This is a genomic window from Paramicrobacterium fandaimingii (genome assembly GCF_011751745.2).
GTDB classification, from domain to species: domain Bacteria; phylum Actinomycetota; class Actinomycetes; order Actinomycetales; family Microbacteriaceae; genus Paramicrobacterium; species Paramicrobacterium fandaimingii.
Genome location: NZ_CP061170.1, coordinates 1,507,487 through 1,534,406, shown reverse-complemented (window position 1 = coordinate 1,534,406; position 26,920 = coordinate 1,507,487). Strand labels below are relative to the sequence as shown.

General features: G+C 63.2%; 26 protein-coding genes. 5 read left to right on the top strand and 21 right to left on the bottom strand.

Annotation, left to right across the window (positions count from 1 at the left end):
• Positions 1 to 40: 40 nt before the first annotated feature.
• Genes gatB through gatC form a run of 3 tightly spaced genes read right to left on the bottom strand, consistent with a single transcriptional unit; the run spans position 41 to position 3,350 of the window.
• Positions 41 to 1,537, bottom strand: coding sequence for an Asp-tRNA(Asn)/Glu-tRNA(Gln) amidotransferase subunit GatB (gene gatB / locus HCR84_RS07440; protein ID WP_166983464.1), 1,497 nt, complete (start codon positions 1,535 to 1,537; stop codon positions 41 to 43).
• Positions 1,537 to 3,051: an Asp-tRNA(Asn)/Glu-tRNA(Gln) amidotransferase subunit GatA gene (gene gatA, locus HCR84_RS07435; protein ID WP_166983463.1), complete on the bottom strand. Its 1,515-nt coding sequence runs from the start codon at positions 3,049 to 3,051 to the stop codon at positions 1,537 to 1,539. The genes gatB and gatA overlap by 1 nt, the downstream gene beginning before the upstream one ends.
• A complete protein-coding gene (gene gatC, locus HCR84_RS07430; protein ID WP_166983462.1) occupies positions 3,051 to 3,350 on the bottom strand; it encodes an Asp-tRNA(Asn)/Glu-tRNA(Gln) amidotransferase subunit GatC in 300 nt (99 codons plus the stop codon). The genes gatA and gatC overlap by 1 nt, the downstream gene beginning before the upstream one ends.
• A gap of 93 nt (positions 3,351 to 3,443) precedes the next feature.
• Between gatC and HCR84_RS07425 the strand changes: the two genes are divergently transcribed.
• Positions 3,444 to 5,126: a long-chain-fatty-acid--CoA ligase gene (locus HCR84_RS07425; RefSeq protein ID WP_166983461.1), complete on the top strand. Its 1,683-nt coding sequence runs from the start codon at positions 3,444 to 3,446 to the stop codon at positions 5,124 to 5,126.
• Between the two features lie 7 nt (positions 5,127 to 5,133).
• Here the strand turns inward: HCR84_RS07425 and ligA are convergent, their stop codons facing one another.
• Positions 5,134 to 7,449: an NAD-dependent DNA ligase LigA gene (gene ligA, locus HCR84_RS07420; protein WP_166983460.1), complete on the bottom strand. Its 2,316-nt coding sequence runs from the start codon at positions 7,447 to 7,449 to the stop codon at positions 5,134 to 5,136.
• A gap of 64 nt (positions 7,450 to 7,513) precedes the next feature.
• On the opposite strand from ligA, the gene HCR84_RS07415 reads away from it, so the two are divergent.
• Positions 7,514 to 8,257, top strand: a complete 744-nt coding sequence (locus tag HCR84_RS07415; RefSeq protein WP_166983459.1) for an IclR family transcriptional regulator — start codon at positions 7,514 to 7,516, stop codon at positions 8,255 to 8,257.
• Here the strand turns inward: HCR84_RS07415 and mnmA are convergent.
• Together mnmA and HCR84_RS07405 are read right to left on the bottom strand one after the other, a co-directional pair.
• Entirely contained in the window at positions 8,249 to 9,379 is a 1,131-nt protein-coding gene (gene mnmA / locus HCR84_RS07410) for a tRNA 2-thiouridine(34) synthase MnmA (protein ID WP_166983458.1), read from the bottom strand. The two genes, HCR84_RS07415 and mnmA, sit on opposite strands and share 9 nt — an antisense overlap.
• Positions 9,380 to 9,409: 30 nt before the next feature.
• Positions 9,410 to 10,624, bottom strand: coding sequence for a cysteine desulfurase family protein (locus tag HCR84_RS07405; protein ID WP_166983852.1), 1,215 nt, complete (start codon positions 10,622 to 10,624; stop codon positions 9,410 to 9,412).
• A gap of 109 nt (positions 10,625 to 10,733) precedes the next feature.
• Here HCR84_RS07405 and ybaK point away from each other — a divergent pair, with 109 nt between their 5' ends.
• On the top strand, positions 10,734 to 11,231 hold the full coding sequence (gene ybaK, locus HCR84_RS07400; protein ID WP_166983457.1) for a Cys-tRNA(Pro) deacylase: 498 nt from the start codon (positions 10,734 to 10,736) through the stop codon (positions 11,229 to 11,231).
• 3 nt (positions 11,232 to 11,234) lie between these two features.
• Here the strand turns inward: ybaK and HCR84_RS07395 are convergent, their stop codons facing one another.
• Both HCR84_RS07395 and HCR84_RS07390 read right to left on the bottom strand, forming a co-directional pair.
• Entirely contained in the window at positions 11,235 to 12,203 is a 969-nt protein-coding gene (locus HCR84_RS07395; protein WP_166983456.1) for a tetratricopeptide repeat protein, read from the bottom strand.
• Entirely contained in the window at positions 12,200 to 14,059 is a 1,860-nt protein-coding gene (locus tag HCR84_RS07390) for a DUF8094 domain-containing protein (protein WP_166983455.1), read from the bottom strand. Before HCR84_RS07390 ends, HCR84_RS07395 begins: the two co-directional genes overlap by 4 nt.
• Before the next feature lie 196 nt (positions 14,060 to 14,255).
• Between HCR84_RS07390 and HCR84_RS07385 the strand changes: the two genes are divergently transcribed.
• A complete protein-coding gene (locus HCR84_RS07385; RefSeq protein ID WP_166983454.1) occupies positions 14,256 to 15,308 on the top strand; it encodes an AI-2E family transporter in 1,053 nt (350 codons plus the stop codon).
• Here the strand turns inward: HCR84_RS07385 and HCR84_RS07380 are convergent.
• From HCR84_RS07380 to rpsB, 9 genes are all read right to left on the bottom strand, one after another.
• The gene (locus tag HCR84_RS07380) at positions 15,305 to 16,030 is read right to left on the bottom strand and encodes an alpha/beta hydrolase (protein ID WP_166983453.1); all 726 of its coding nucleotides are present in this window, start codon (positions 16,028 to 16,030) and stop codon (positions 15,305 to 15,307) included. The two genes, HCR84_RS07385 and HCR84_RS07380, sit on opposite strands and share 4 nt — an antisense overlap.
• A complete protein-coding gene (locus tag HCR84_RS07375; protein WP_166983851.1) occupies positions 16,027 to 16,323 on the bottom strand; it encodes an Rv1322 family protein in 297 nt (98 codons plus the stop codon). The genes HCR84_RS07380 and HCR84_RS07375 overlap by 4 nt, the downstream gene beginning before the upstream one ends.
• A 27-nt stretch (positions 16,324 to 16,350) precedes the next feature.
• The gene (locus HCR84_RS07370) at positions 16,351 to 17,037 is read right to left on the bottom strand and encodes an aggregation-promoting factor C-terminal-like domain-containing protein (RefSeq protein WP_244972590.1); all 687 of its coding nucleotides are present in this window, start codon (positions 17,035 to 17,037) and stop codon (positions 16,351 to 16,353) included.
• A 57-nt stretch (positions 17,038 to 17,094) separates the two neighbouring features.
• Complete coding sequence (locus HCR84_RS07365) at positions 17,095 to 17,637, bottom strand: DivIVA domain-containing protein (RefSeq protein WP_166983452.1); 543 nt, start codon at positions 17,635 to 17,637, stop codon at positions 17,095 to 17,097.
• Between the two features lie 36 nt (positions 17,638 to 17,673).
• The gene (locus HCR84_RS07360; protein ID WP_244972589.1) at positions 17,674 to 18,654 is read right to left on the bottom strand and encodes a phosphatidate cytidylyltransferase; all 981 of its coding nucleotides are present in this window, start codon (positions 18,652 to 18,654) and stop codon (positions 17,674 to 17,676) included.
• A gap of 27 nt (positions 18,655 to 18,681) precedes the next feature.
• Positions 18,682 to 19,236: a ribosome recycling factor gene (frr, locus tag HCR84_RS07355; RefSeq protein ID WP_166983451.1), complete on the bottom strand. Its 555-nt coding sequence runs from the start codon at positions 19,234 to 19,236 to the stop codon at positions 18,682 to 18,684.
• 35 nt (positions 19,237 to 19,271) lie between these two features.
• Complete coding sequence (pyrH, locus tag HCR84_RS07350; RefSeq protein ID WP_166983450.1) at positions 19,272 to 19,982, bottom strand: UMP kinase; 711 nt, start codon at positions 19,980 to 19,982, stop codon at positions 19,272 to 19,274.
• Positions 19,983 to 20,095: 113 nt separating this feature from the next.
• Positions 20,096 to 20,923 (bottom strand): translation elongation factor Ts, encoded by an 828-nt coding sequence (tsf, locus tag HCR84_RS07345; protein ID WP_166983449.1) that lies wholly within the window; start codon positions 20,921 to 20,923, stop codon positions 20,096 to 20,098.
• A gap of 26 nt (positions 20,924 to 20,949) precedes the next feature.
• Complete coding sequence (gene rpsB / locus HCR84_RS07340; protein WP_166983448.1) at positions 20,950 to 21,981, bottom strand: 30S ribosomal protein S2; 1,032 nt, start codon at positions 21,979 to 21,981, stop codon at positions 20,950 to 20,952.
• A 288-nt stretch (positions 21,982 to 22,269) separates the two neighbouring features.
• Between rpsB and HCR84_RS07335 the strand changes: the two genes are divergently transcribed.
• Entirely contained in the window at positions 22,270 to 22,851 is a 582-nt protein-coding gene (locus HCR84_RS07335; RefSeq protein WP_166983447.1) for a murein hydrolase activator EnvC family protein, read from the top strand.
• On the opposite strand, the gene HCR84_RS07330 is transcribed toward HCR84_RS07335, so the two are convergent.
• The 4 genes from HCR84_RS07330 to HCR84_RS07315 all read right to left on the bottom strand — a co-directional run bounded on the left by HCR84_RS07330 (position 22,814) and on the right by HCR84_RS07315 (position 26,912).
• Complete coding sequence (locus HCR84_RS07330; RefSeq protein ID WP_166983446.1) at positions 22,814 to 23,737, bottom strand: tyrosine recombinase; 924 nt, start codon at positions 23,735 to 23,737, stop codon at positions 22,814 to 22,816. The genes HCR84_RS07335 and HCR84_RS07330 overlap by 38 nt on opposite strands.
• Before the next feature lie 96 nt (positions 23,738 to 23,833).
• Entirely contained in the window at positions 23,834 to 25,021 is a 1,188-nt protein-coding gene (gene dprA, locus HCR84_RS07325; RefSeq protein ID WP_166983445.1) for a DNA-processing protein DprA, read from the bottom strand.
• A complete protein-coding gene (locus HCR84_RS07320; protein ID WP_166983444.1) occupies positions 25,021 to 26,553 on the bottom strand; it encodes a YifB family Mg chelatase-like AAA ATPase in 1,533 nt (510 codons plus the stop codon). The genes dprA and HCR84_RS07320 overlap by 1 nt, the downstream gene beginning before the upstream one ends.
• Positions 26,553 to 26,912 (bottom strand): YraN family protein, encoded by a 360-nt coding sequence (locus HCR84_RS07315; protein WP_166983443.1) that lies wholly within the window; start codon positions 26,910 to 26,912, stop codon positions 26,553 to 26,555. The genes HCR84_RS07320 and HCR84_RS07315 overlap by 1 nt, the downstream gene beginning before the upstream one ends.
• Positions 26,913 to 26,920 lie beyond the last annotated feature (8 nt).

Sequence of the window (26,920 nt, the reverse complement as noted above, 5' to 3'; positions counted from 1 at the left end):
ATCCACTGAGAACAGGGGATGCTGCCGCCAGAGCGCCATGCTATTCGGAAGCGCGCTCCAGAATGAGCTCGCGCACGCGCGCGGCGTCTGCCTGCCCGCGCATTGCCTTCATGACGGCACCGATGATCGCGCCGGCCGCCTGCACCTTTCCGTCCTTGATCTTCTGCATCACGTCGGGTTGGGCGGCGAGTGCGTCATCGATCGCGGCAATGAGGGCACCATCGTCCGAGACGACGGCAAGGCCGCGCTTGTCAACGACCTCCGACGGAGTTCCCTCGCCATCGATGACCCCCTCGAGCACCTGCCGAGCAAGCTTGTCTGTGAGGGTTCCGTCCTCGACGAGCGTCGTGAGCTCGGCGACGCTCTGCGGAGTGATCAGAGACGTCGGTTCCTCGCCGCGGGAGTTGGCGAGTCGCGAAATCTCGCCTGTCCACCACTTGCGTGCAGCAGCAGGCGCGGAGCCCGCGGCGATCGTGGCGGCGACCTCGTTCACAAGGCCGCCATTCTGCACGTCCTGAAACTCCAGGTCGGTGAAGCCCCACTCGGCCTTGAGGCGCCGACGCCTGGCCGCTGGTGGTTCGGGGAGCGCAGCCCTGAGCTCGTCGATCAGCTCGGCGCTCGGCACAACGGGAAGCAGATCAGGCTCCGGGAAATAACGGTAGTCATCCGCGTCGCTCTTCGGGCGACCTGCCGACGTCGTTCCCGTGTCTTCGTGCCAGTGACGGGTCTCTTGCGTGATCGTTCCACCGCCATCAAGAATTGCCGCCTGACGCCGAATCTCGTAGCGCACAGCGCGCTCGACGGATCGCATCGAGTTCACGTTCTTCGTCTCGGTGCGCGTGCCGAGCTTCTCCTGGCCGTACGGGCGAAGCGAGACGTTCGCATCGCAGCGCAGGTTTCCGCGTTCCATGCGCGCCTCAGAGATTCCCAACGAGATGACGATGTCGCGAATCGTCGAAACGTACGCCTTCGCGATCTCGGGAGCAAGGGCACCCGCTCCGAAGATCGGGTGCGTCACGATCTCGACAAGAGGAACGCCCGCACGGTTGTAGTCGACGAGCGAGTGGTCGGCTCCCTGAATGCGGCCGCTTGTGCCCACGTGCGTCAGCTTGCCCGCGTCTTCTTCCATGTGCGCGCGCTCAATGGGAATGCGCCGAATGCTGCCGTCAGACAGCTCCACCTCGACTTCGCCCTCGAACGCGATCGGTTCGTCGAACTGGGAGATCTGGTAGTTCTTCGCCAGGTCGGGGTAGAAGTAGTTCTTGCGTGCGAACGACGACGACTCGGCAATGGAGCAGCCGAGCGCGAGGCCGAGGCTGATCGAATAGCGTACAGCCTGCTCGTTGACGACCGGGAGCGAGCCCGGAAGGCCAAGGCACACGGGCGAGACGTTTGTGTTCGGTGTGTCACCGAAGCCGTTTGGCGCCGCCGAGAACATCTTCGTCTTCGTTCCGAGTTCAATGTGAACCTCGAAACCGAGCACGGGCTCGAACTTCTCGATCGCCTCGTCGAAGTCCATGAGTTCAGCTGTCGACATCAGTGCTTTCCTCCCAGCTGCGGAGCCTGTGACATGAGCGTGTGTCCCCACTCTGCTTCCAGCAGAGCCTCGAGCGATGCGCCAGCTCGGTACAACCGGGCATCTTCCCTCGCCGGAGCCATGAATTGGATGCCGACGGGCAAGCCGTCTTCTGGAGCAAGCCCGACGGGAACGCTGATTCCTGGCACTCCCGCCAGGTTCGCGGGAATCGTCGTGACGTCGTTGAGATACATCGCCATGGGGTCGTCGAGCTTTTCTCCGAATTTGAACGCCGTCGTCGGCGCGCTCGGGCTCGCAAGAACATCGACCTGGGCGAATGCGCTCTCGAAGTCCCGCTGAATGAGCGTGCGAACCTTCTGCGCGCTGCCGTAGTAGGCGTCGTAGTAGCCAGCACTGAGCGCGTACGTTCCCAGAATGATGCGCCGCTTCACCTCGGGGCCGAAACCGGCTTCGCGGCTCGCGGCCATGACGTGTTCAACGGTTCCCCCGGAGTCCGGTGTGACGCGAAGTCCGAAGCGCACAGAGTCAAACCGGGCGAGGTTCGACGATGCCTCTGCCGGCAGAATGAGGTAGTAGGCGGCAACGGCGTACTCGAAGTGCGGAGCCGAGATCTCGACGATCTCCGCCCCGTTCTTCTCGAGCACGGCGAGCGCTTCGCGAAAGCGCGTTGCGACACCGCTCTGCACGCCGGGGCCCATGAGATCGGAGATGACGCCGATCTTGAGTCCCGCGACTCCCTCGCCGCGAGCACCAGCCCGCGCGGCATCCGCCATCGATGGCCACGCGTCTGGCAGCGATGTGGAGTCGCGCGGGTCATGTCCCTGAATGACGTCCTGCATCAGACCGGCATCCAGCACGGTGCGCGACACCGGGCCGATCTGGTCGAGCGACGAGGCAAGCGCGATGGCGCCGTAGCGACTGACAGCACCGTACGTCGGCTTGACGCCGACGGTGCCCGTCACGTGTGCGGGCTGGCGGATCGATCCGCCCGTGTCACTGCCGAGGGCAAGCGGCGCCTCGAATGCGGCGACGGCTGCGGCGGAGCCTCCTCCGGACCCTCCCGGAATGCGGTCAAGGTCCCAGGGGTTATGCGTCGGCCCATATGCTGAGTGCTCTGTCGACGACCCCATGGCGAATTCGTCCATGTTCGTCTTTCCCAGAGGCACAAACCCGGCCGCTCGCGAACGCTCGACCGCCGTCGCGTCAAACGGCGACATGTACCCCTCGAGAATGCGGCTTCCCGATGTCGACGGCATGTCGTTGGTGACGAGAACGTCCTTGATTGCGAGCGGTACGCCGGCGAGAGGGCCAAGCTCGTCGCCCGCGGCGCGACGCGCGTCGATGTCGGCTGCAACATCGAGAGCATGGTCAGACACGTGGAGGAACGCGTGAATATCTCCATCGACAGCGGAGATTCGATCGAGATGCGCCCGCGTCACCTCGACCGAGCTGACCTCGCCAGACGAGAGCTTTGCCGACAGCTCGGCGGCGGACAGTGCGGTGATGTCGCTCACTACTGCTCCTCCCCCAGAATCGCGGAGACGACAAAGCGCTCACCGTCGTCGTCTGGCGCGTTCTGCAGCGCCTGCTTCTGTGTGAGGGTGTCGCCGACCACGTCGGGTCGATACACGTTGCGCAGCGGAATCGGGTGACTCGTCGCCGGCACGTCGGCTGTCGCGACTTCTTGCACCTTGGCGATGCTGCCGACAATTTGGTCGAGTTCTGACGTGAGATTCGTGATCTCTTCGTCAGTGAGCGCGATTCGAGCGAGGCCCGCGAGGTGCGCCACCTGCTCCTCGGATATTTCAGACATAGGTCTCCGTCACATGGATCGTGGGGTATCTGACCATTCTAGGCGGTGAAGTAGACGTGGGGTTCTGCCTTGTGTCGGCGTTAAGGTGGATGGGTGACTCCCGAAGACGCCCCGTGGCTGCACAGCTACGCACCAAACGTTCCGCACACGATCGACGACGTGACGGGATCGCTCGGCGACATCGTCGCAGAGTCCGCCCGCTCGTATCCGGATGCTCCCGCTCTGGAGTTCTTCGGCGTCGAAACGACGTACTCCGAGCTCGACGATGCTGTTGCTCGTGCCGCCGAGGGACTGCGCCGTCGCGGCGTTGCCCGCGGCGACCGCGTGGCGATCGTTCTCCCCAACTGTCCGCAGCACATCGTCGCGTTCTATGCCGTGCTGCGACTCGGCGCCATCGTCGTCGAGCACAATCCGCTGTATACGGCGCGCGAACTGCGGCATCAGTTCGAAGACCACGGCGCCACAACGGCGATCGTCTGGAACAACGTCGTCGACACCGTCAAGGATTTCCCCCGTGATGTCGCGGTGAGTACGCTCATATCCGTCGATGTTGCGCGCGCACTTCCCACCGGAATGCGACTGGCGCTGAAGCTGCCGCTGAAGAAGGCCCGAGAGTCGCGGCGCGCGCTCACGACACCCGTGAGCGGCACGATTCGGTGGGAGCGGCTGACCGTCTCGGAACGGCTGGCAGACGACCACCCGGTCCCGTCGAAAGACGACGTCGCCGTGATTCAGTACACGAGCGGCACAACCGGAGCCCCGAAGGGTGCCGTGCTCACCCACGCGAACCTCCTCGCGAACGCCGCCCAGGCTCGGGCGTGGGTCCCCACGATCTCTCGAGGCGAGTGCGTCGTCTACGCCGTTCTGCCGATGTTCCATGCCTACGGCCTGACGCTTTGCCTTACCTTCGCAATGAGCATGGGGGCACGGCTCGTGCTGTTCCCGAAGTTCGAGCCCGATTTGGTGCTCAAGGTCATGCGCAAGCATCCACCGACCTTCTTCCCCGCGGTTCCACCGATTGCAGAGAGATTGCTTTCCGCGGCGAAAGACAAGGGCATCTCCCTCACGGGAACGGAGATTTGCATCTCGGGGGCGATGCCGCTGTCGCAAGACCTCGTCGAGCCCTGGGAGGAAGCGACAAACGGCTACCTCATCGAGGGATACGGCCTCAGCGAATGCTCGCCCGTGCTCATCGCCAACCCGATATCACCGGGGCGCAAGGCAGGAACCGTCGGCCTTCCGCTTCCCAATACCGAGATTCGCGTTGTCGACCCGAAGAACCCGTCAGCCGATGTCGAGCGTGGAGAACCCGGCGAGCTCATGGTCCGAGGGCCACAAGTGTTCAGCGGCTACTTCAACAAACCAGACGAGACAGCTGCGGTGTTCACGGATGACGGCTGGTTTCGAACGGGCGATATCGTCACGCTCGATGACGATGGTTTCGTTACCGTGGTCGACCGCATCAAGGAACTCATCATCACCGGCGGGTTCAACGTGTCGCCGTCCGAAGTCGAAAATGCCCTCTGCTCGCACCCGAGCGTCGACGAGGCCGCCGTTGTGGGCATGCCGAGCGAGCATTCGGGCGAAGATGTCGTCGCGGCAGTCACCGCAGCGCCCGGCGCGACGATCGACCCCGAGAAGCTGAGAGCGTTCGCTCGCGACATCCTCACTCCATATAAGGTTCCACGCCGCATCGTTCAGGTCGATGAGCTGCCGAAATCGCTCATCGGCAAAGTGCTGCGAAAGGACGTGCGGGAGTCGCTTCTCGACGCGTGAGGCGAGACTAATCGTCTGAGTCTGAGTCTGAGTCTGAGTCTGAGTCGGCGAGAAAGCCGGGCCCCTCCGTCACGAGGCGAGCGAACTGCTCGGCGTCGAGAATTGTCAGACCGAGCTCTTCGGCTTTGCCGAGCTTCGAGCCGGCCCCGGGCCCTGCGGCGACGAAGTCCGTCTTCTTCGATACGCTCGCTGCTGCCTTTCCCCCGGCGCTGATGATCGCCTCTTTCGCGCCGTCTCGGGAGAATCCCTCGAGCGACCCCGTCGCCACCACCGTCAGACCGGCAAGCACGCCGCCCTGTTTGGCTGCTGCCCCCGGCCCCGGGTGATCCGGGGTCGAAAACTGCACTCCGGCATCGGTCCAGACCGTCACGATGTCGCGATGCCAGTCCACGCCGAACCAGGCGAGGAGCGAGTCAGCGATGATGCCGCCGACGCCGTCGACATCGGCCAGCTCATCGCGAGACGCCTTTCTGATTGCGTCGAGCGAGCCGAACCAGTCGGCAAGCGCTCGCGCGGCGACGGGCCCGACATGGCGAATGTTGAGCGCAACAAGCAGCCGCCAGAGCGGTTTTGTCTTTGCCCGCTCGATGTTCTCGATGAGCTCGAGAGCACTCTTCGACGGAACGAAGCCGTCGTCGCCGGAGAACTCGGCGGATTCAGGATCGAACCCACCGTCTTTCTTCGTGCGCTTGCGGGCAAACGGCGTGACGACCTTCGCCTTTCCCTCGTCATCTGTTCGCGGCCGCCCGGTTTCGGGATCGATCACCTGCGTGCGAATCGGAAACACATCGGCGAGAGTGAGGTCGAAGAGGCCGGCCTCCGTCACGAGCGGAGGCTCTGACGGTTCGATCGGCTGCGTCAGTGCGGATGCGCTCACTTCCCCGAGCCCCTCGATGTCGAGGGCTCCTCTGCTGCCGATGTGCTCCACACGTCCACGAACCTGCGCCGGGCACGAGCGCGCGTTCGGGCAGCGCAGATCGATGTCGCCCTCCTTCGCCGGCTTCAGCGGCGTCCCGCACTCCGGGCACTCTCTCGGCATGACGAATTCACGTTCGCTGCCGTCGCGCGCCTCAACCACCGGACCGAGAATCTCCGGAATGACGTCGCCGGCCTTGCGCAGCACGACGGTGTCGCCGATCAGCACTCCCTTGGCCTTCACGACGTCTTGATTATGCAGCGTTGCCTGGCTCACCGTCGACCCGGCGACATGTACGGGTTCAACGACAGCATATGGTGTCGCCCTCCCGGTGCGACCGACGCTCACAACGATGTCGAGCAGCCGCGTATTCACCTGTTCTGGCGGATACTTGAACGCTGTCGCCCATCGGGGCGCTCTGCTTGTCGCCCCGAGTTCGTCGTGAAGCGCCAATTCGTCGACCTTGATGACGATTCCGTCAATCTCGTGCTCGACCGATCCCCGGTTTTCTCCATACCAGTGAATGAAATCGACAACCCCGTCTGCGTCGTCGAACACTCGATAGTGCGTCGAGGTCGGAAGCCCCCATCCCCTGAGCAGTTCGTAGACGTCCGATTGGCTCGCAACGGGCGGGTTCGGCCACGCGCCGATTCCATGAACAAGCATCTGCAGGCGCGAGAGCCTGTCTCTCATTGTTTCGCGCTGCGCGTCTGTCTTGGCTTCCGACTTCTGCCTCAGGCTCCCGCTCGCTGCGTTGCGCGGGTTCGCAAACACCTTCTCCCCGGCTTTTTGCTGTCGTTCGTTCAGGGCAGTGAACGCGTCGACGGGAAAGAAGATCTCTCCCCGCACCTCAACGAGGTCAGGATGCCCCTCCCCCACGAGCGTGCGTGGAATGGAGGGAATGTACCGCACGTTCTCTGTGACGTCTTCACCGACAACCCCATCGCCACGCGTTGCGGCAGAGACCAGACGGCCGTTCTGATAGCGCAGGTTCACGGCGAGACCATCGATCTTCAGCTCAGAGAGGTACCGGATGCTGCGGCCCGCCGCGCGTTCGGTGCGCGACGTCCACTCACGCAACTCCTCGTCGCTGAACACGTTGTCGAGACTGAGCATCCGCTCGGCATGAATCACCGGAGCGAACAGAGTCGTCTCTGCGAATCCGCCGACAGTCTGCGTCGGTGAGTCCTGCCCCTGCAACTCGGGGTACGCTCGCTCGAGCGCTTCGAGGCGGTGCATCATCTCGTCGTACTCGTGGTCAGAGACGAGCGACGCATCACGCTCGTAATAGGCATCGCGAAGCTCGATGATTCGCGACGTCAGTGCGCGGGCTTCTTCTGCTGCCTGGTCAAGACTCAATTCGCTGGCGTCAGTCACGGAATTCAGTCTACGATCCGCAACCGACATCGGTTCCGCCGAAATGCGCTATCACACGCGCAGAGAGTCGGCCACTGTGCGTTACAGTGATTCCGTGGCTCAGAAAGGCGACCCCTACCGGGTCGAATCAGTGGATCGGGCAATGCATCTGCTCGAGCTCCTTGCCGAGCGAGGAACTCTCAGTGTCACCGACGCCTCGGCAGAGCTTGACGTGGCCGCGTCGACGGCCCACCGTCTACTCACCACAATGACGCACCGCGGCTTCGTCGAGCAGGGTGAGAAGCGCCTCTATCACCCCGGCCCGAAGCTCACGGGTCAGCGAACGGACGGCAATCAGCTTCGCCGAATCGTGCGCACGATGCGCCCGCACCTCGAGTCGCTCGCCCGCCGTCTCGATGACACCGTTCACCTCGTCATTCTCACGGGGCCAGACGTACGCTTCCTCGACGGCATCGAGGGCACGCAATGGCTGCGCGTCAGCCTTCGCATCGGGTCACGAACTCCGGCTTTCGCCACGTCGGGAGGCAAAGCGATTCTGGCCGACCTCGGCGACGCCTCGCTGCCCGCCCTCTACCCGACGGGACTGCCGCCGTGGCGCAATGAGAAGCAGGCGACGCTCGACGAATTTCGGCGAGAGCTCACCGGCGTGCGACAACGCGGATACGCCGTCAATTTCGGCGAGAGCGACCCCGACGTGGTTGCGGTCGGCGTCTGCATCGCGAGGGAGCCGTCGCTCGCGCTCTCCGTCGCGGTAGCCCGCGATCGATTTGACGAGAACGTCGAGAAGACACTCGCGCGGGAACTGCTGGCTACAGCAGCATCCATTCGGTCACACTGACGCGCCGACCGGAACGGCGCTCACCGTACGGTCGATCGTGAACTGTCCGAGCACTCGCGTTCCCACGTACAGCACGGCACTCTGCCCGGGAGCGACACCGTCAAGCGGTGTCTCGGGGCGCACGACGACTTCGAGGTCGCCGGACTCACCATTCGCTTCCATCACCGCGACAGCGGGAACGGGGTCTGCGTGTGCGCGAATCTGAACAGCGCACGAGAACTCGCTCTCGGCGCTCTGCGGGGGAAGACCCGCCCAGCTGTATCGAGACCCAGCAATCTCGGCGATCGCAAGCGCCTCCTTCGGCCCGACGATCACTTCGTTGCTTCGCGGCTTCACCTCGAGAACGAATCGCGGTCGACCGTCTGGCGCCGGAACGCCGAGGTTCAGACCACGCCGCTGTCCGACGGTGTACGCGTGCGCGCCCTCATGGTTACCAACGACGTTTCCCTCGCGATCGCGGATTTCACCCGACTCCGATCCGACGTGCTCGGCGAGCCACCCGCGGGTATCTCCGTCTGGGATGAAGCAGATGTCGTGGCTGTCTGGCTTGCTCGCCACGGTGAAGCCGCGCTCAGCGGCCTCGGCGCGAACGAGATCCTTCGACGGCGTATCTCCCAGCGGAAAGAGTGAGTGCTCAAGCTGGTCGGCGGTGAGCACGCCGAGCACATACGACTGGTCTTTCGCCCACGCGCTTGCCCTGTGCATCTCGCGATTGCCGTCGGCGTCATACCGGATGCTGGCGTAGTGCCCTGTGCAGACGGCATCGAATCCGAGGTCGAGCGCCTTCTCGAGAAGCGCGGCAAACTTGATCTTCTCGTTGCAGCGCAAACACGGGTTCGGCGTGCGGCCTGCTGAATATTCTGCGATGAAGTCGTCAACGACGTCTTCTTTGAACCGCTCCGAGAAATCCCACACGTAGTACGGAATGCCGATCATGTTCGCGGCGCGCTGGGCGTCCATCGAATCCTCGATGGTGCAGCACCCACGACTGCCCGTGCGCAGCGTGCCTGGCATGCGGCTGAGCGCCAAATGGACACCGACGACCTCGTGTCCTGCGTCAACGGCTCGAGCGGCCGCAACTGCAGAGTCGACGCCTCCGGACATAGCAGCGAGAACTTTCATCGTTCCAGTTTACGGCCGCGCGGCTGAACGTCAGCGCCGTGTCACCTCGCGGTCAGAGAGCCCAGCCTTCTTCGCCTGCCGATGGGCCTCGGGAAGCGCGGCGAGAAATGCGTCGATATCGGCCCGAGTCGTTGTGCGGCCGAGACTCACTCGCAGAGCACCATGAGCTTCGCGCTCATCGCGCCCCATCGCCTGCAGAACATGCGACGGCTCGGGAATCCCGGCCTGGCATGCAGAACCTGTCGACACCGCGACTCCGGCCATGTCAAGCAGAAAGAGCAGCGAATCTCCTTCGCAGCCGGGAAACGAGAAGTGAGCGTTGTTCGCCAGTCGATGAGTGCGCGAACCGTTCACGCGCACCTCGGGAACCGCGTGCCGAACACCGGCGATCAGCACATCCCTCAGTTCGGTGAGCCGCTGCGCTTCGTCAGCACGCTCGCTCGCGGCCAGCTCCGCTGCCGTTGCGAAGGCGATCGCCCCCGCGACATCTTGGGTTCCCGACCGCACGTTCCGCTGCTGTCCACCCCCGTGCAGAAGCGGCTCTACCGTCGCACCCCGCGAAAGATAGAGAGCGCCGACCCCCACCGGCCCCCCGATCTTGTGTGCAGACACGCTCAGGGCAACAAGCCCGGCTTCTCCGGATGCACCGCTGATCGCTCGCAGCCGTGCAACGTCGATGTCCACGTGCCCGTATGCCGCCACGGCATCAACGTGAAGCGGAACCCCGTGACGCGCGGCCACCCGGCTGAGCTCATCGATCGGCTGCACGGTGCCAACCTCGTTGTTCCCGTAGATCACCGTGGCAACCGCGCACCGGCCCGCCGCCTCGACGAGTGCCGCATCGAAAACATCGGCATGCAGGGTCCCTTCCTCGTCGAGCGGAAGCCACCGAACGTCCGCTCGATCGTGCGCGACAAGCCACTCGAGCGTGTCGATCGTTGCGTGGTGCTCGCCGCCGGGCGCGAGAATGATCGGGCGCGCCCCTTCGGCATTGCGCGACCAGAACAGGCCCTTGAGCGCAAAGTTGATCGCCTCTGTGCCACCGGAGGTGAGGATCACTTCGATCGAATCACAGCCGAGCGAGCGGGCGATTGTCTCTCGCGACTCTTCGAGCAGCTGCTTTGCCCTCTGGCCGACCCCGTGAATGGATGCCGGATTGCCGACGATGTCGAGCGCGTCAATGTATGCAGCACGCGACTCCGCACGCAACGGGGTCGTTGCGGCATGATCGAGATACACGCTCACGTGTCGCCTTTCACCGGTCGGCTCAACGCAGAATCGCGTTGCATTCACTACTCTAGATCCGTCACGCGGGGTCTCGGAACTCGGCGTCGCGAGATCGATCGGAGGGGTCATGGCGAAATCGAATGCGTCGGGAACGGGCGGAACCCCGGCAACAGCTTCGCTCACGGCGAGCGACGTGCCGTTCACTCTGCACAGATACGAGCACGATTCCACCGTGACCGATTTTGGTGCAGAGGCGGCGAGAAAGCTCGATGTCGCGGCCGAGCGCATCTTCAAGACCCTCGTCGTTGATGCAGGCGGCCAACTCGCAGTTGCCGTCATTCCCGTGAACTCCCGCATGCAGCTCTCCGCTGTTGCCTCAGCCCTCGGTGTCAAGCGAGTACGGCTCGCCGATCCGGCGGTCGCACAGCGAAAAACGGGCTACGTCGTGGGCGGGATCAGCCCGCTCGGCCAGAAGAGCCCTCTGCCGACGGTCATCGACGAGTCCTGTCTCGAGCACCCCACCGTGTTTGTCTCGGGAGGGCGCCGCGGCCTCGATATTGAGATCGACCCGGCTGCCCTCCTCGCGCTCACACGCGGAAAGGCGGCACAGCTCACCTCGAGCTGATGCTCAGAACAGCAGACCGGCCAGTCGAGCGCGAGCCTTGGTGACGCGCGGGTCGGCCCCGACGATCTCGAACAGCTCCAAGAGCCTCTCGCGCACCGTCGACTTGCCATCATCGTCAAGGTCAGGGAAGAGCGTGAGAAGCCGGTCAAATGCATCGTCGACGTGGCCGCCCGAAACGTCGAGGTCCGCGACGGCCATCTGCGCGGCGACATCGAGAGGAGAGGATGCCGCGGCGCTGCGCGCCTCGTCGAGCGACGTCCCGTTCACGCGAACAAGCAGGCGAACCTGTGCTCTCCCGGCTTTTGCCTCGTCGTCCTTCGGGTTCTGCGCGATTGCCTTGTCGTACGCGGCGACAGCAACGGCGAAGTCTCCGCGTTCGATCGCGTCAAGGGCTTCCTGGTGCAGAGGGGGAAGCGGCTCGGGCTCCGGCTCCTTCTCTTCGGCATCTGTCGTGTCCTCAGACACTGTTGCCGTGCCGGTGACACCGTTCTGCGCGGCGATCTGCAGCACCTGCTCCAGCACCTCACGCACCTGTGCTTCGGGAACGGCCCCCTGAAAAACCTGCATCGGGCGTCCGCCGAGCAGCACTCCGACCGTTGGGATCGACTGCGCCTGAAAAACCTGCGCAAGCTGGGGGTTTGTGTCGACATCAACCTTCATCAGCAGAATCTTGCCCGCGTACTCGGCAACGACCTTCTCGAGAATGGGCGTGAGCTGCTTGCACGGGCCGCACCACTCGGCCCAGAGGTCGACGAGCACCGGAACCTGCATCGAGAGCTCGACGAACTTCTCGACTGTCTGGTCTGTCGCGTCGAGCACGAGGCTGTCGACGACGATCGGACCGTTGTTCGCCTGGGAAGGCTGAGCCTGACCCGGCGCAGGCTGCTGCGTGGTCGGGGCGTCTCTGTTGACAAGGCTCGACAGGTCGACAGCACCGCGTATGGATGCTCCGTCAAAAGGCATTTCACTCATTTCAACTCCGTGGCACTCAGAAGCCCCTGACTGAAGCCGAGAAGTGTGATCTTGCCTTCGGAGTCAGCGGGCGGAACATAGAACAGCAATTGATCAGAATACGTCGATTCGATGCCTTTTGCAGTCTCATCGAGTCCTGCAAGAGCGGCCATCGTCGTTCCCTTGATCTTGATGAGCGCACCCTCTTGCTTCGGCTTCACCGTTTCGACCTCGAGCATGCTGACCGAAACAATCGCCCCCGAGTTCAGCGTCGCGAGCGACACGGGCGCGGAGTCACCGGCCTTCGTCGCGAACGAGATGGTTGCGGTATCGGGCAGCTCCGACTTCTTCGTGTCTCGATCGGAGGCGATCGCGTCAATGAGCGTGTCGTTGCTCACATCGAATTTCGAAGCAAATTCGCTCTCATCGCCCTTCGCCACGACATCCGCGTAGGCGGACGCCAACTCACCGGGAGGCATTGTCAGCCACGCGGAATCCGCGGGGATGCCGGCAGCGCCAACGCTCGCCGGTGCGAGCTGGGGCACAACGGCGTCCGGTTCGAGGCGTTGCGTATAGACGACCTTGTAGTTGTCACGCGGTGTCTTCTGCTCGAGCACAACCGACGTCGGAGCAACAGTTGGATCTTCGTCCTTCACCATGGTGATCACGGTTCGCGGCCAGGTATCTGTCGCTTTCGGGAGGCTGATCGTCAGGGGCGATGCGGGAATCGGCTCGGGCGCCGCGTAGTCAGAGATCTTCTCTCTGATGTCGTAGTTTGTCTGTCGCTCCGTGAGCGCTGCTCCGGCAAAGCGGGTCGCGGCAAGATCTGAGTCGCGTGCGCTGTCAGCCTCGGTGGCAACGGAAGAGACCTGGGCCATGATGCGCTCGAGCTGCGGCACGGATACCGCTGGTTCGGGCAGTTCTTCACCGTCGGCGGTTGGTGTCGGCGTCGCCGTTGTCTGGAGGCGCGGATCGGGCGTGAAGTCGGGCCAGAAGGCCTGTGAACACCCACTGAGACTGATGGCGCCAACCAAAACGAGGGGCACCGCAACCATGCGCAACCGCCCTCGACCCGACTTCTGTGAACCGGTGAGGGCTCGCGGGCGCGGTCCTCGGCCGAGGAGGCCCTTCTTGCGCCCATCGTCGATTCCCTTTCTGCGCGGCCCTCGCGACCGGCGCAGATGGTTGATCCCTAAGAGATAGAGGATGAGGCCGACGATGATCATGATGATTCCGCCGACGATCAGCGGGCCGGCCCAGGGCGTCGAGTTATCGCTCGGCCAGGTGAGTTTGAGCTGAGACGGAGCAGCGTGCGCGCCGTCGGACGCGACGAGAACGCTCACGCCTTTCGGAATGTTCATCGGAGCGATAACAGCATCCTCCTCGATGTTCTCCATCAGCCAGAGGTCAGATCCGGCGGGATTTGGGGCGGTCCTCTCGTCGTCCGCTTCTGTCTCCGAGGCGGCTGCATCGTCGGTCGCCTCGGGGTCAGGAGTCTCGGTTGCGTCGGGGGCCGGAGTCTCGGTCTGGTCAGGATCGGGTTCTGCCGGCTTCGCCTCGTGCTTCTTCGAGACGAGTTCTGTCTTGTCGTCGTTGAAGGAGATCGTGTTGTAGGGCTCGTCACCCAGCCATGCCGTAATGTCTCCCGTGCGCGCGTACGCGACGAAGACGGTGTCGGACCCGGTCGCTGTCACGGACTGCTTGCCTGGCAAAGCCGTCATGGTCTCGCCGTCGATGACGGTGAACGCCAGATCATCGTCGGTGCTGACCTCATACGAAACCGCTGCCGGCGGAAGAAAGATCGTCCGCTGGGCGATTCCGAGGACGATCATGGCAGCCGCCACGACAAACGCGGCTATAGCCAAGACGAATCGCACGAGTTTCTCCTCCAGCATCACCGCGATTGAGGCGCAGCATCCGAATCTCGGGTCGAGAGCAACGGCGGTGACGAATACAGACGCTACAGATTAGCCCATTTGCCTGAAAACCCGCTCGGCGACTCGGCCCCGGATGTGCCGGTGGCGAATGCCGTGGGCGTTTAGGATGAGGGGCACGCATTTCAAGGGGGCTCGAGTGAAAATCCAGAACGCGTTCCGGGTCGGACTCGTTGGCACCCTCGGCGTCGGCATCGGCCTTCTGATCATCAACTCGGTCGTGTCGCTGTCGACGATCATCATTTACATCGGGGCCGCACTCTTCATCGCGCTCGGCCTCGACCCGATCGTCACCTGGCTCGAAAAGAAGAGCTTTCCGCGCTGGGCCGCGCTCATCACGGTGATGGTGTGCGTACTCGCGCTGTTCACCGGCGTGATTTGGATGGTCGTTCCGATCATCGTGGACCAAGTGGGAAAACTCGTCGCTCTCGTGCCGCAGATCCAGCGTCAGATCGGCGATCTGACGCTTCTGCAGTTTCTCGAGCAGCAGTTTCCGTTCGTTCCCTTCGACGAGCTCATCGACAGCGCCGCAGGCTGGCTCACCGACGCGAGCAACGTCTCGAATCTCTCGAGCGGAATCCTCAATGTCGCCCTCTCGATCGGTTCGTTCTTTTTCGGCGCGCTGATCATCTTGATTCTCACCCTGTACTTCACGGCGTCGCTCCCCACGATGCGCCGCGGCATGTACCTGCTCGTCCCGGCGTCGAAGCGGGAACGGTTTGCCGATCTGAGCGAGCAGATCACGGACTCGATCGGGCACTATGTGATCGGACAGGCAAGCATCGCCGCCTGCAACGGCATCCTGTCGTTTATTTTTCTGTCGATTATCCAGGCACCGTTTCCGCCCGTGCTCGCCGTGATCGCTTTCGTCGCCTCGATGATTCCGCTGGTCGGCACGCTGTCCGGCTCGATCATCATCACGCTCGCCTGCTTGATTCCTGGGCTTGGCTCACCCTTCACCGCGCTCGTCGCGGGCATCTACTATCTCGTGTACATGCAGATCGAGGCATACGTGATCAGCCCGAACATCATGCGGCGCGCTGTTTCGGTGCCGGGCGCTGTCGTCGTCATCGCCGCTCTTGCCGGGGGCTCGCTCCTCGGCCTGCTGGGAGCCCTCGTGGCGATCCCGACGGCCGCGGCGATCCTTCTGATCATCAAGCAAGTGGTAATTCCGCGGCAGAACGAACTTTAACCGAGGTGGCCATCCCACTCCTGCGCGAGAGGAAGCGCCTCAGGGTTGACGACGGAGAGAATCTCGGTCAGCACTCGACGAGTCTGCTTCTCCCCCACCCAGAGGTGTCTGCCGTTCTCAACGGGCACCACAGTCGCGTCGGGAACGAGCGAGAAGCGCTCTGTCGCCTCAGCGGGTCGCAGATAGTCATCCAGCTCGGGAATGACGGCGATGAGCTGTCGCGAATCACCGGCCCAGGCGCCCAACTCGACATCCGTCGTGCGATGCAATGGCGGAGAAAGCAGAATCGCCCCGGTTACCGGGTGGGCGCGGCCGTACTTCAGTGCGAGCTCTGTGCCGAATGACCAGCCGAGAAGCCACGGGTTCGGCAAGCCGCGGTCGGCGACGAACTTCATTGCCGCCGCAACGTCGGCCTCTTCGTCGATGCCGTCGCCAAAGCGGCCCTCGCTCGTTCCGCGGGGGGATGTCGTGCCGCGCGTGTTGAATCGCAGAACGGCAATATCGGCGATGGCCGGAAGTCGAGCGGCGGCCTTCTTCAGAATGTGCGAATCCATGAACCCGCCCGCCGTCGGCAGAGGATGCAGCGTCACGAGCGTCGCAATCGGTGTGCCGGTTGCGGGAGTCGCGAGTTCGCCGACAAGGCTCAGACCATCTTCGGTGCGCAGCGTGATGTCCTCACGGTTTGCGGGCAGCACGATCGCGCCCTTGATCTCAGTCGTCATGAAATTCTCCAGCAGTGAGAGTGCCAATGGCGCCGGGCATCGAGGTCTGAGGAGTCGCCGAGAACACCGTCTGCGCGCCAGGCGACAAGGTGGGCGACACCCGTCACCACGACGCCGCCGCATCCAGGGCAGCTGTACTCCTTCAGCGCACGGGCAGCGGACACCGGCTGAACGTTCCAGGCAACACCGCGACGCATCTCCGTCCGTTTCCAGCCCGAGAGCAGGTGACTGAGGTCATCGTCATCGTTCTGAACGGCAGGGCGTCGTCGACGCGGCCGATTGCTGCGCGGCATCATCAACTCCACAGAGATCGTGTGAGGTCAGTACCAGCCCGTCGCTTGCGAGTGCGACCATGCCCCGCACGGCGACCCGTACCGTCCTGAAATATAGCCAAGGCCCCACGAAATCTGCGTTGCCGGGTTCGTCTGCCAATCGGCTCCCGCCGAAGCCATCTTGCTGCCTGGAAGCGCCTGAGGAATGCCATAGGCGCCGGAGGAGCCGTTGTGGGCGTAGACGTTCCACCCGGATTCCCTGTCCCACAGGGAGACGAGGCAGTTGTATTGATCATCGCCCCAACCACGGTCGGCGAGCATTGCGTGCGCAATCGCCTTGGCAGAGCCGGGGTCGGGTGTTCCTGCGGGCGGAGCGCTGGACCCAGAGGATCCAGATGACCCACCGTTGTCTGTCGACGTCTCTTCAACGGGGTCCGGCTTGGGCTTGGGCTTCGGCTTGATGTAGACGTCGTACCCGTCGCGATCAACTGCCGTCTCGTACGAGCCGGCAACGACAAGCGATTGCGCATCGGCAGCGCGATCGGTCTGGGCGACTTGGAAGTACGGTGACGCGGTTGCGCCGGAATACGGGTCAACGATATTGACAGCTAAGAATCCGAAGGCGGCGAGAAACGAGAAGAACCCGAGCGCAATGGCGCGCCGCGTACGGGGTCGTTGACGCCTGGCCGTGACCGGATGAACGGTGGCCGAGATTTTTGCAACATGCTTTCCCACGATAACGGTCATGTTACACGAGAGGCGCGCCGGGATTCCAGTGCCACGCGCCGACCGTCAGCGAACGGCCAGCATCACGCTCACAACAGTGTCGAGCACAGCGTCAACCTGCGCTTCGTCGTATCCGCCGCGCTCGCTCGCGAAAACGACGGTGCGCACCCGGTCGATGCTGATCGGCGCGCCATCTGTGAAATAGTCCTCGATCTTTCGGGCGAATGAATCGACGTCGTCGCGTCGGTACCCCTGCGTCAGAATATTCACGCGGCGAAATCGTTCGCCGTCCGGTCGAGCGAGGCGGTTGAGAACGACTTGAGCCGTCGTCGTCGCCTCCTCGATCCAGTGGTCACGCCCTTTCTCGTCATACGAATTCTCACGCTCACGCCGAGCAAAAGCATCCTCGAGGCGCTCGAGAGCGGCATCAACGTGCACGGGCGAGTATCCCTTGCGTTTCATGCTGAACGACGCCGAACGTAAGTCGGAGGCGGTCATCTGCGCGGACTCGGACTCGTTGTACGCCTCACGGGCACGCTCGAGGAACGCTTCGACTTCGGCGACAGCGTATCCCTTGCCGTGCTTGACCAACGGAAAATGTGATGTCACGTTTTTATTGTCTCTCACGAGCTGCTGAAAACATCCTCACTGCACCGCCACCGTGTAGACAGCGAACATCACGGCTGCCGAGGGCAGTATCGAATCAAGTCTGTCGAGAAATCCGCCGTGCCCCGGCAGCCACGAGCTCATGTCCTTGATGCCCATATCGCGCTTGATCATCGACTCGACGAGGTCTCCGACCGTCGCGCTGCCCAGAATGAGCAACCCCAGAATCACCCCGACCCACCACGGCTGACCGATCATGAAGAGCGCGAGCAGCACGCCGGCGAGGATGCTGCAGACGACGGCGCCGGCAAAACCCTCCCACGTCTTCTTCGGGCTGATCTTCGGGGCCATGGGGTGCTTTCCGAACGACAGACCTGCGACATATGCGCCGACGTCAACCATCACGACGAGCGCGATGAAGGCGAGCGTCCACCATTCCCCGCCCTCCTGCGCGACGAGAACGACAGCGAAGCTCGCCAACCAGGGAACGTACACCTGAATGAATGCAACGGTTGCCAGGTCGCTCACCGTCTGCTTCACACTTCGCGCCTGCCCAGACGCCATCTGCGCGACGAGCCGATAGACGATGACGAACACGATGCCGCCAGCGAAAACCATGCCGCGGGAGGGAGCATCGATGAAGTAAGCGGTTCCGATGATGAGCACCGCTGAAATCACAGCGGCGATCGGGTCGACGGCCCGCCCTGTTCGCTGCAAGGCCTTCGCGAGCTCAAAGGCGGTGAAACCGACGATAATCGTCGCGAAGACCGCGAAGACGACCTTCACGAAGATGAGACTCGCCACGAGACCGCCGCCGAGAACGACGCCGATCAGGATCGCGAGAATCAGATTTCGACCCGTTCGGGCCTCAATCCGCTCATTCACCTGGTCAAAGCGCACCCGTCCGTCACGAACCTGACGTTCGAGATCGTCTCTCGTTTCGCGCAGCTGCGCGTGCAAGTCCGATCGACGACGACGGCCGCTCTCACGTCGCGCCGGGTGCTCCTCATCAGCGTTCACTGAATTCCTCGCTTGTGATCCCCGATGTCACACCTCGAGAAGCTCGGCCTCTTTGCGCTTGAGCGCTTCGTCAATGGCATCGGTGTGCGTCTTGGTGATCTGCTCGAGCTCTTTCTCGCCGCGCGCAACCTCGTCATCTCCGACGTCGCCCTTCAGCGCATCGAGATCGTCTTTCCCCTTGCGCCGGACGTTGCGTACGGCGACCCGTGCATCTTCGCCCTTGCCCCGCACCAGTTTGACGTATTCTTTGCGACGTTCCTCTGTGAGTTCCGGCATCGTCACTCGAATGATCGTCCCGTCGTTTGTCGGGTTCACACCGAGGTTCGGAGCGTCTCGAATTGCCTGCTCGATGTCTTTCATCGCCGTCTTGTCGTAGGGCGAGATGACGATCGAACGGGCATCGGTGTTGTTGACGGAAGCGAGCTGTTCCAGCGGCGTCGGTGATCCGTAATAGTCAACGAGAATGCGCTGAAAGAGCTGCGGGTTCGCTCGTCCAGACCGCACGGTCGCGAAGTCTTCCTTGGCCACTTCAACGGCTTTGTCCATCTTTGCTGACGTCTCGGTCAATACATCGGCGATCACTCGTCGCTCCTTCTCGTCGTAGGCCTTGATCCAGTCTAGTTGCTGACGAAGGTTCCCAGTTCACTGCCGCGCAGGGTGGACGTGACGTTGCCCGAGGGCTCCATGCCGAACACCTGCATCGGCATGTGGTTGTCCATGCACAGGCTGAACGCTGTGGAATCGACAACCTTGAGTCCCCGCTGCAGTGCTTCCTGATACGTGATGTTGTCGATGAGTGTGGCATCTGGGTCGATGCGCGGGTCGGCCGTGTAGACGCCATCGACCCCGTTCTTCGCAACGAGCACGACATCGGCACCGATCTCAAGGGCACGCTGAGCCGAGACGGTATCGGTCGAGAAGTAGGGAAGGCCCGCCCCGGCGCCGAAAATAACGACTCGGCCCTTCTCGAGGTGCCGCTCAGCGCGACGGGGAATGTACGGCTCGGCCACCTGGGTCATCTCGATTGCAGACTGAACGCGCGTCGTTGCTCCCGCCTGCTCGAGGAAGTCTTGCAGAGCAAGAGCATTCATGACGGTGCCGAGCATGCCCATGTAGTCGGCGCGTCCGCGTTCCATGCCTCGCTCTGAGAGCTCGGCTCCGCGAAAGAAGTTGCCACCTCCAACGACGATCGCAATCTCGACTTCACCGGCGGCCTCTGCAATCTCGCGGGCGATGTTGCCGACAACGTCGGGGTTCACTCCGAGCTGGCCTCCACCGAACGCTTCACCAGACAGCTTCAGCAGTACCCTGCGCTTCTTTTCCGACATGCAGATGACATCCTTCCGATCCTGTGCTCTTCAAACTACTGGGTGTCGTGCATGCATGCACACACAAAGAAGTCCGGGCTGCTGAATTCGCAACCCGGACTCCTCTTGTTTTGTTACGCGCCGACCTTCAGACGAGCAAAGCCGGTGACGGTGAGGCCGGAATCGGCAAGCACCTTCTTCACCTGCACCTTGCTGTCGCGGGCGTACGCCTGCTCGACAAGCACAACCTGCTTGAGGAAGGCATTCACGCGACCCTCGATGATCTTCGGCATCGCGGCTTCGGGCTTGCCCTCGTTGCGCGAGATCTCGGTGACGATCTCTCGCTCCTTGTCGAGCACGTCTGCCGGAACATCGTCAACGCCAAGGTAGGCCGGGTCGAACATCGCAACGTGCTGCGCGAGGGCTCGAGCGGTCTCTGCGTCGTCGCCTTCGTACGACACGACGACGCCGATCTGCGGTGGGAGGTCCTTCGACGTGCGGTGCAGGTAGACAGCGAAGTTGGAGCCCTCGACGCGCACAACGCGACGGAGTTCGATCTTCTCGCCGATTGTCGCTGCCTGCTCGCTGATGATGTCGGCGACGGGCTTGCCGTCGCTGACGGCAGCGAGCCCTTCGTCGACAGACGACGCGCCAGCCGCGGCTACCGCGTCGGCAACCGTGTTTGCCAGGTCGCCGAACTTCTCGTTCTTCGCGACGAAGTCGGTTTCGCAGGCCAACTCGACGAGCGTCGTTGAGCCCTCGGACTCGCGTGAGAGGATCAGTCCCTCGCTCGTCGAACGGTCAGCGCGCTTGGCGTTGCCCTTTGCACCCTTCAGGCGAAGGATCTCCGTCGCCTTCTCGATGTCACCGTCAGCTTCGACGAGCGCGGCCTTTGTGTCGGCCATGCCCGTGCCAAGCTGCTCACGCAGCGTCTTCAGATCGGCGATGCTGAAGTTTGCCATTGTGTGGAACTCCTTGTAGTCGAAAGTTACTTTGCGTCGTCGGCTGCGGCGGCCTCGTCGGCCTCAGCAGCAGGAGCCTCTGGTGCCTCTTCGGCAGCTTCGTCAACCGGAGCCTCAGTTGCCTCGGCGGCGGGAGCCTCTGCAGCAGGAGTCTCGGTTGCCTCAGCGGCAGGAGCCTCGGCAGCAGCGGGAGCCTCGGTTGCCTCAGCGCCAGGAGCCTCGGTTGCGTCAGCAGCAGGAGCTTCGGCCTTCTGCTCGGCTGACTCTTCGGTGGACTCGGTCGTGGATTCGCCCTGCTCGGCAGTGAGAAGTTCCTTCTCCCACTCGGCGAGCGGCTCGGCCTGCTCAGAACCCTCGGCAGGCTTCTGGTGACGCTGAATGAGACCCTCTGCTGCGGCGTCGGCGACGATGCGCGTGAGCAGGCTCACAGAGCGAATCGCGTCGTCGTTACCCGGAATCGGGTAGTTGACCTCGTCGGGGTCGCAGTTGGTGTCGAGGATGGCAACGACGGGAATACCGAGCTTCTTCGCCTCGTCAACGGCGAGGTGCTCCTTCTTCGTGTCGACAATCCACAGAGCGGAAGGTGTCTTCGTGAGATTGCGGATTCCGCCGAGCGACTTGTGAAGCTTGTCGAGCTCGCGCTTCTTGATCAGCAGTTCCTTCTTCGTGAACGACGACTTCGAGGCATCCTCGTAGTCAAGTTCCTCAAGCTCCTTCATGCGTGCGAGGCGCTTCGAAACTGTCTGGAAGTTGGTGAGGAGCCCACCGAGCCAACGCTGGTTGACGTACGGCTGACCAACGCGCGTGGCCTGCTCGGCAATGGACTCCTGAGCCTGCTTCTTCGTTCCGACGAAGAGAACGCTTCCGCCGTGGGCAACGGTCTCTTTGACGAAGTCGTATGCGCGGTCGATGTACGCGAGCGACTGCTGCAGGTCGATGATGTAGATGCCGGAACGCTCGGTGAAGATGAAGCGCTTCATCTTGGGGTTCCAGCGACGGGTCTGGTGCCCGAAGTGCACGCCGCTGTCGAGCAGCTGGCGAATCGTTACGACGGCCATGGCCGTGTCTCCTTCTCTGACGCCGTGCGGCGTCTTGGCGGTTGATGGTGCGAACTGGTGATCGCACTCCCTGGTGCCCGGCACACACCCACAACGCTCACAGAGCGAAGACCGTTGGGTGAGGAGGCCGATTGGGCACGCGTAGTCATCCCGACATACGGGATGCTCCGGTTATTCTAGCATCTGGCTGGGTCTGAATTGTCGTCCACACCTGAACGCGAGTGTGTCGACGTGCACACCATGGCAGACGTGTGAGATGAACGACTCCCCTGGGACGACAATCGGGGCATGAGAACCCATTCCTCTCGACGAAGAACGCGCTGTGTCATTGCGGTCGCCGCCGTGATTCTCGGGGTATCTGCGGTGTTTGCCCATGCCCCCGCCGCGGCTGCGCCTTCCCCCGCGCCCTCGACAGCGGCCGCAACGTGGCAATGGCCGTTGGACGGTGAACGGCGCGTTGCCCGAGCGTTTGAGGCACCGGCAGATCCCTGGGGAAAGGGACACCGAGGCATCGATGCTGCCGCGACGGCGAATCAGCAGGTTCGCGCACCATCGGATGGAACGGTGTTCTTTGCCGGCACGGTTGTCAACAGACCGGTGATCACGATCGAGCACAGTGACACTGTGCTGAGCAGCTTCGAGGCGGTGACTCCGCTCGTCGCGAAGGGCGAGAGCGTGAAACGCGGACAGGTGATCGGCACCGTCACGACGGGGCCGCACTGCGAATCCGACTGTCTGCACATCGGCGTGCGCGTTCACGGCGAGTACGTGAACCCGCTCATCTATTTTGGAGGGGTCGAGAGAGCTGTGCTTCTTCCTCTCTCATCGCACGCTATGCGCGGGGGTGGGCGAGTCGATAGCTCTCTCTGAGACGGTCGGCAGACACGTGAGTGTATATCTGCGTTGTCCCGAGGCTCGAGTGGCCCAATAGCTCCTGCACGGCACGCAGATCTGCCCCGCCATCGAGCAGATGCGTTGCGGCGGTGTGCCTCAGCGTGTGCGGGCCGACCCCGCTTGCCGCCGGGACACGAGAGAGAATGCGTGAGATCACTGTATACGCCGACCGAGTGCTGAGGCGCGCTCCCCGAGTTCCCACAAACACGGCAGAGGTGTCTCCTGCCGTCGGAGCCGAACTCTGACGGAGCAGGTGGGCGCGGGCGTCGCGGAGGTAGTCAATGATCGCCGACTGAGCCGGAACGCCGAAGGGAACAATGCGCTGCTTTGATCCCTTTCCCGTCACGCGCACGGTGAGCCGGTCGAGATCAATGTCGTCGATGTCGAGACCGCACAGCTCTGAGACGCGAAGCCCCGATGCATAGAGCAGCTCAACGATCGCGTGATCGCGCACGTCGGTTGGACCGCCCTCGGCGGCTGCAGCACCCAGCCCGCGAAGAACCGCATCCATGGCGTCGCGCGGAACAACCTTCGGCAGGCGCTTGCCTGTCTTCGGGGAACGCAGACGCGCCGCAGTGTCGGTCTCGGTTGCTCCTTCACGCCACATCCACGCGGACCAGCTGCGCAGTGTCGCGGAGCGCCGGGCGATCGTTGACGGCGCGAGTCCATCGTTCGACATCTTCCAGAGCCAGTCCCGGTAGTTGTCGAGTTCAACGTCGCGCGTGTCGATCAGCGCACGCGCGGCCGCCCATTGCACGAACGCGTTCAGATCTGAGGCGTAGGCCCGAGCGGTCTGTGCAGAGAAGTTGCGTTCGACGCGCACGTAGTCGATGAACTCCTCTCGTGCCGCAGCGATGTCCATGACCACAGTTTCCACCGGCAGTGCAGGATTGTCTGCTCGGCGCACCGCGATTCTCGCAACCGAAGCCGAGCGCACACGGGTGCCGTTCCTCGCTCCTCACGACATGATCCATCCGTTCGCTGAATGACGCACATCGCCGAGAACATCGAGCGCGCCAAGACTCGCGCGGACGCTGTCGTGATCGAGTCCGCTCAACGTGGCAATCTCATCGACGCTTCGCGACCTCCGAGAGGTCATCGCGTCGAGAACTCGCGTCTGCGTCCAGTCGCGGAGCGGCTGGAGGAGGTCTCCGTCACCGCTGACACCGGCAAGCTCGGCGACGTCGTCTGCCGTGGTGACGCACGTTGCCCCGTTGTCGCGGAGCAGCCGATGGCACCCTGCCGATGTTGCGCTCGTCACGGGCCCGGGCACGGCTCCCAGCGGGCGCCCGAGCGTTGCAGCATGCGCTGCCGTGTTGAGTGAGCCGCTGCGCCACCCCGCTTCGACCACCACCGTGGCGGTTGCCAGAGCGCTTATGAGCCTGTTTCGCTGCAGAAAACGCCACTTTGTCGGCGGCGATCCGCACGGCACCTCGCTGATCAGTGCACCGTGCGTTGCTACGCGTTCGATCAGCTCAGTGTGCCCCGCGGGATACGGTCGGTCGACGCCCCCGGCAAGAATCGCAATGGTCTCACCTCTCGATGCCAGAGCGGCACGGTGGGCGTGCCCATCAATTCCATACGCTGCGCCTGAAACCACTCCCAATCCGCGCGAAACCAGACCAGACGCAATCTCGACAGTGACGTGCTCTCCGTACCCCGTCGAATTGCGAGATCCGACAAGCGCCACCGACCTGTCGGGAAAGGTGCCGAGAGCACCGCGCACCCAGAGCCCAAGCGGTGCATGCTCCCCCAGATCGTCGAGCGCCCATGGCCACTCTGAATCGGCGGGAATGACGAATCGCGCTCCGCATGCGGCGGCCGAGCGACGGACGGCGTCGACGTCAATGGCCCCAAGACGCCCTGACCACCGTTTGAGCCCATCGCTGACGAGATCAACGAGGTCGTCAATGAACTCCGCCCCAGCATCAACGTGCTCCACGAGAACGTCGACGATGTCGCGGGCAGATGCCCCAGCCGACACAAGCTCGAGCGCTGTGGAAGCCCCGAGTGCGCCGATGACGGAGTGCGCCGTACTGTCGCCGGGCTCAACAATGCCGAGCCAATGCTCGCGTGCGCGCCGTTCTGCCTCGTCTCGAGCGTTTTCGATCGCAGGGGCATTGTTGCCGACATCGTCTGGAGTCATCACGTCGTCATTCCCTTTCTCAGATACAGCGCCGTGCCGACATGCTCTGCTGTGGGCCTCGGCGATTCAGCAAGGTCGCTCACGCTCCACGCAACGCGCAGAACCCTGTCATAGCCGCGCATTGTGAGCCCGCCGCGTTCCAGCGCTCGATCGATCACCGCAGTGACGCTGCGGGGAAGCGCGCCGTCGCCGCGCAGCCAGGCTCCGGTGACCTCCGAGTTTCGGGCCCACGGTGTTTCTCTCAGCCGCTCCGCTGCACGGGCTCGCGCGGCCGCAACCCGCTCTCTCACATCACTCGACCGACGCGCTGACGCCGGGTGCGCCCCACGCAGATGTGCCGTGGAGACGCGCGGGATATTCATATGGATATCGACGCGGTCACGCAGCGGCCCCGACAGTCTCCCCAAATATCGGCGGATGGATGCCGGAGGACACGTGCACGAGCCATCCGCGGATCCGTATTGCCCGCACGGGCAGGGGTTGGCCGCGATGACGAGTTGAAACCGCCCAGGAAAACGGGCAACGGAATTCGCCCGGTGAATGGTGATGATGCCGTTCTCCAGCGGTTGCCTGAGTGCATCGAGAACGGTGCGAGCAAACTCGGGGGCTTCGTCGAGAAAGAGAACACCGTTCACCGCTCGGGCCGCCGCGCCGGGTCGGATCGTTCCGCTCCCGCCCCCAACGATCGAAGCAGCAGTCGCCGTATGGTGCGGCGCCTCGTAGCCAGGACGCACGCAGAGAGTTCCGTCGATCGGCTCCCCTGCAAGTGAGCGAACACTCGCCGTCTCGAGTGCCTCGTCGATCGTGAGGTCGGGCAAGATTCCGGGCAGTCGCTCGGCAAGCATCGTCTTTCCCGCCCCAGGCGGCCCGAGCATCATCACATGATGCCCGCCGGCCGCTGCCGTCTCGAGAGCAGTGATTGCCTCGGTCTGCCCAACGATTTCGCCAATATCTCGCTCGTCTGGAGGCGTTTGGCCCCGCGACACGGCCTGAATCGGCTCGACGACGTGGGCATCGAGATCGGCGCCATGGTGAATTGCTGCATCGCGAAGCGACGCAACGGGCACAACAGTGGCTCCCGGAACGAGGCGTGCCTCCTCGGCGTTCGCCGTCGGAACCATCACGACAGCTCTGCCTTCACGAACGGCGGAGCGCACGGCGGGAAGAACCCCCGGGGTTGGTCTCAGACGGCCATCAAGCCCCAGCTCTCCAATGTGAACCACGCGGTCCACAGAGGTGCGCTCCACCATTCCATCCGCGGCAAGGCACGCAAGCGCGATTGCCAGGTCGAACGTCGCACCGTGCTTAGGCAGACTCGCCGGCGACAGGTTGACGGTGATGCGTCGCGGTGCCAACCGGCATCCTGAGTTGCTCGCCGCTTGCCTCACCCGGCCCTCGGCCTCACGGAGCGAACGATCCCCAAGACCGATGATCACAAAAGCAGGCAGCTGCGCAGAAATATCGGCTTCGACCTCGATGAGTGTGCCGTCGAGCCCGATCAGCGCGACGGCCCACGTGCGTGCGACGGGCATCAGCACACCTGCTCAAGATGTTCGATGGATGGATGCCCATCGCTCGGCCAGAGAACCGCTATCGCGTCGATGCGGATGCGGCGCGGCACCGAGTGCGTATCGGCGACCCACTGACCGGCAAGGCGGCGAAGACGACGAGATTTGTCGCGTGTTATCGCCTCGAATGGGTGCCCGTAGCCGATGCTCGACCGCGTCTTGACCTCGATGAAGACGACGGTGTCTCCCACGCGCGCAATGACATCGATTTCACCAGCCGCATTGCGCCAATTGCGCTCGAGTATCTCGTAGCCTGCCTGCTCAAGGTACGCACACGCTGCCTCTTCGCCCCGCGCACCGAATTCGATCGTTGACTCTCGCATACGACCAT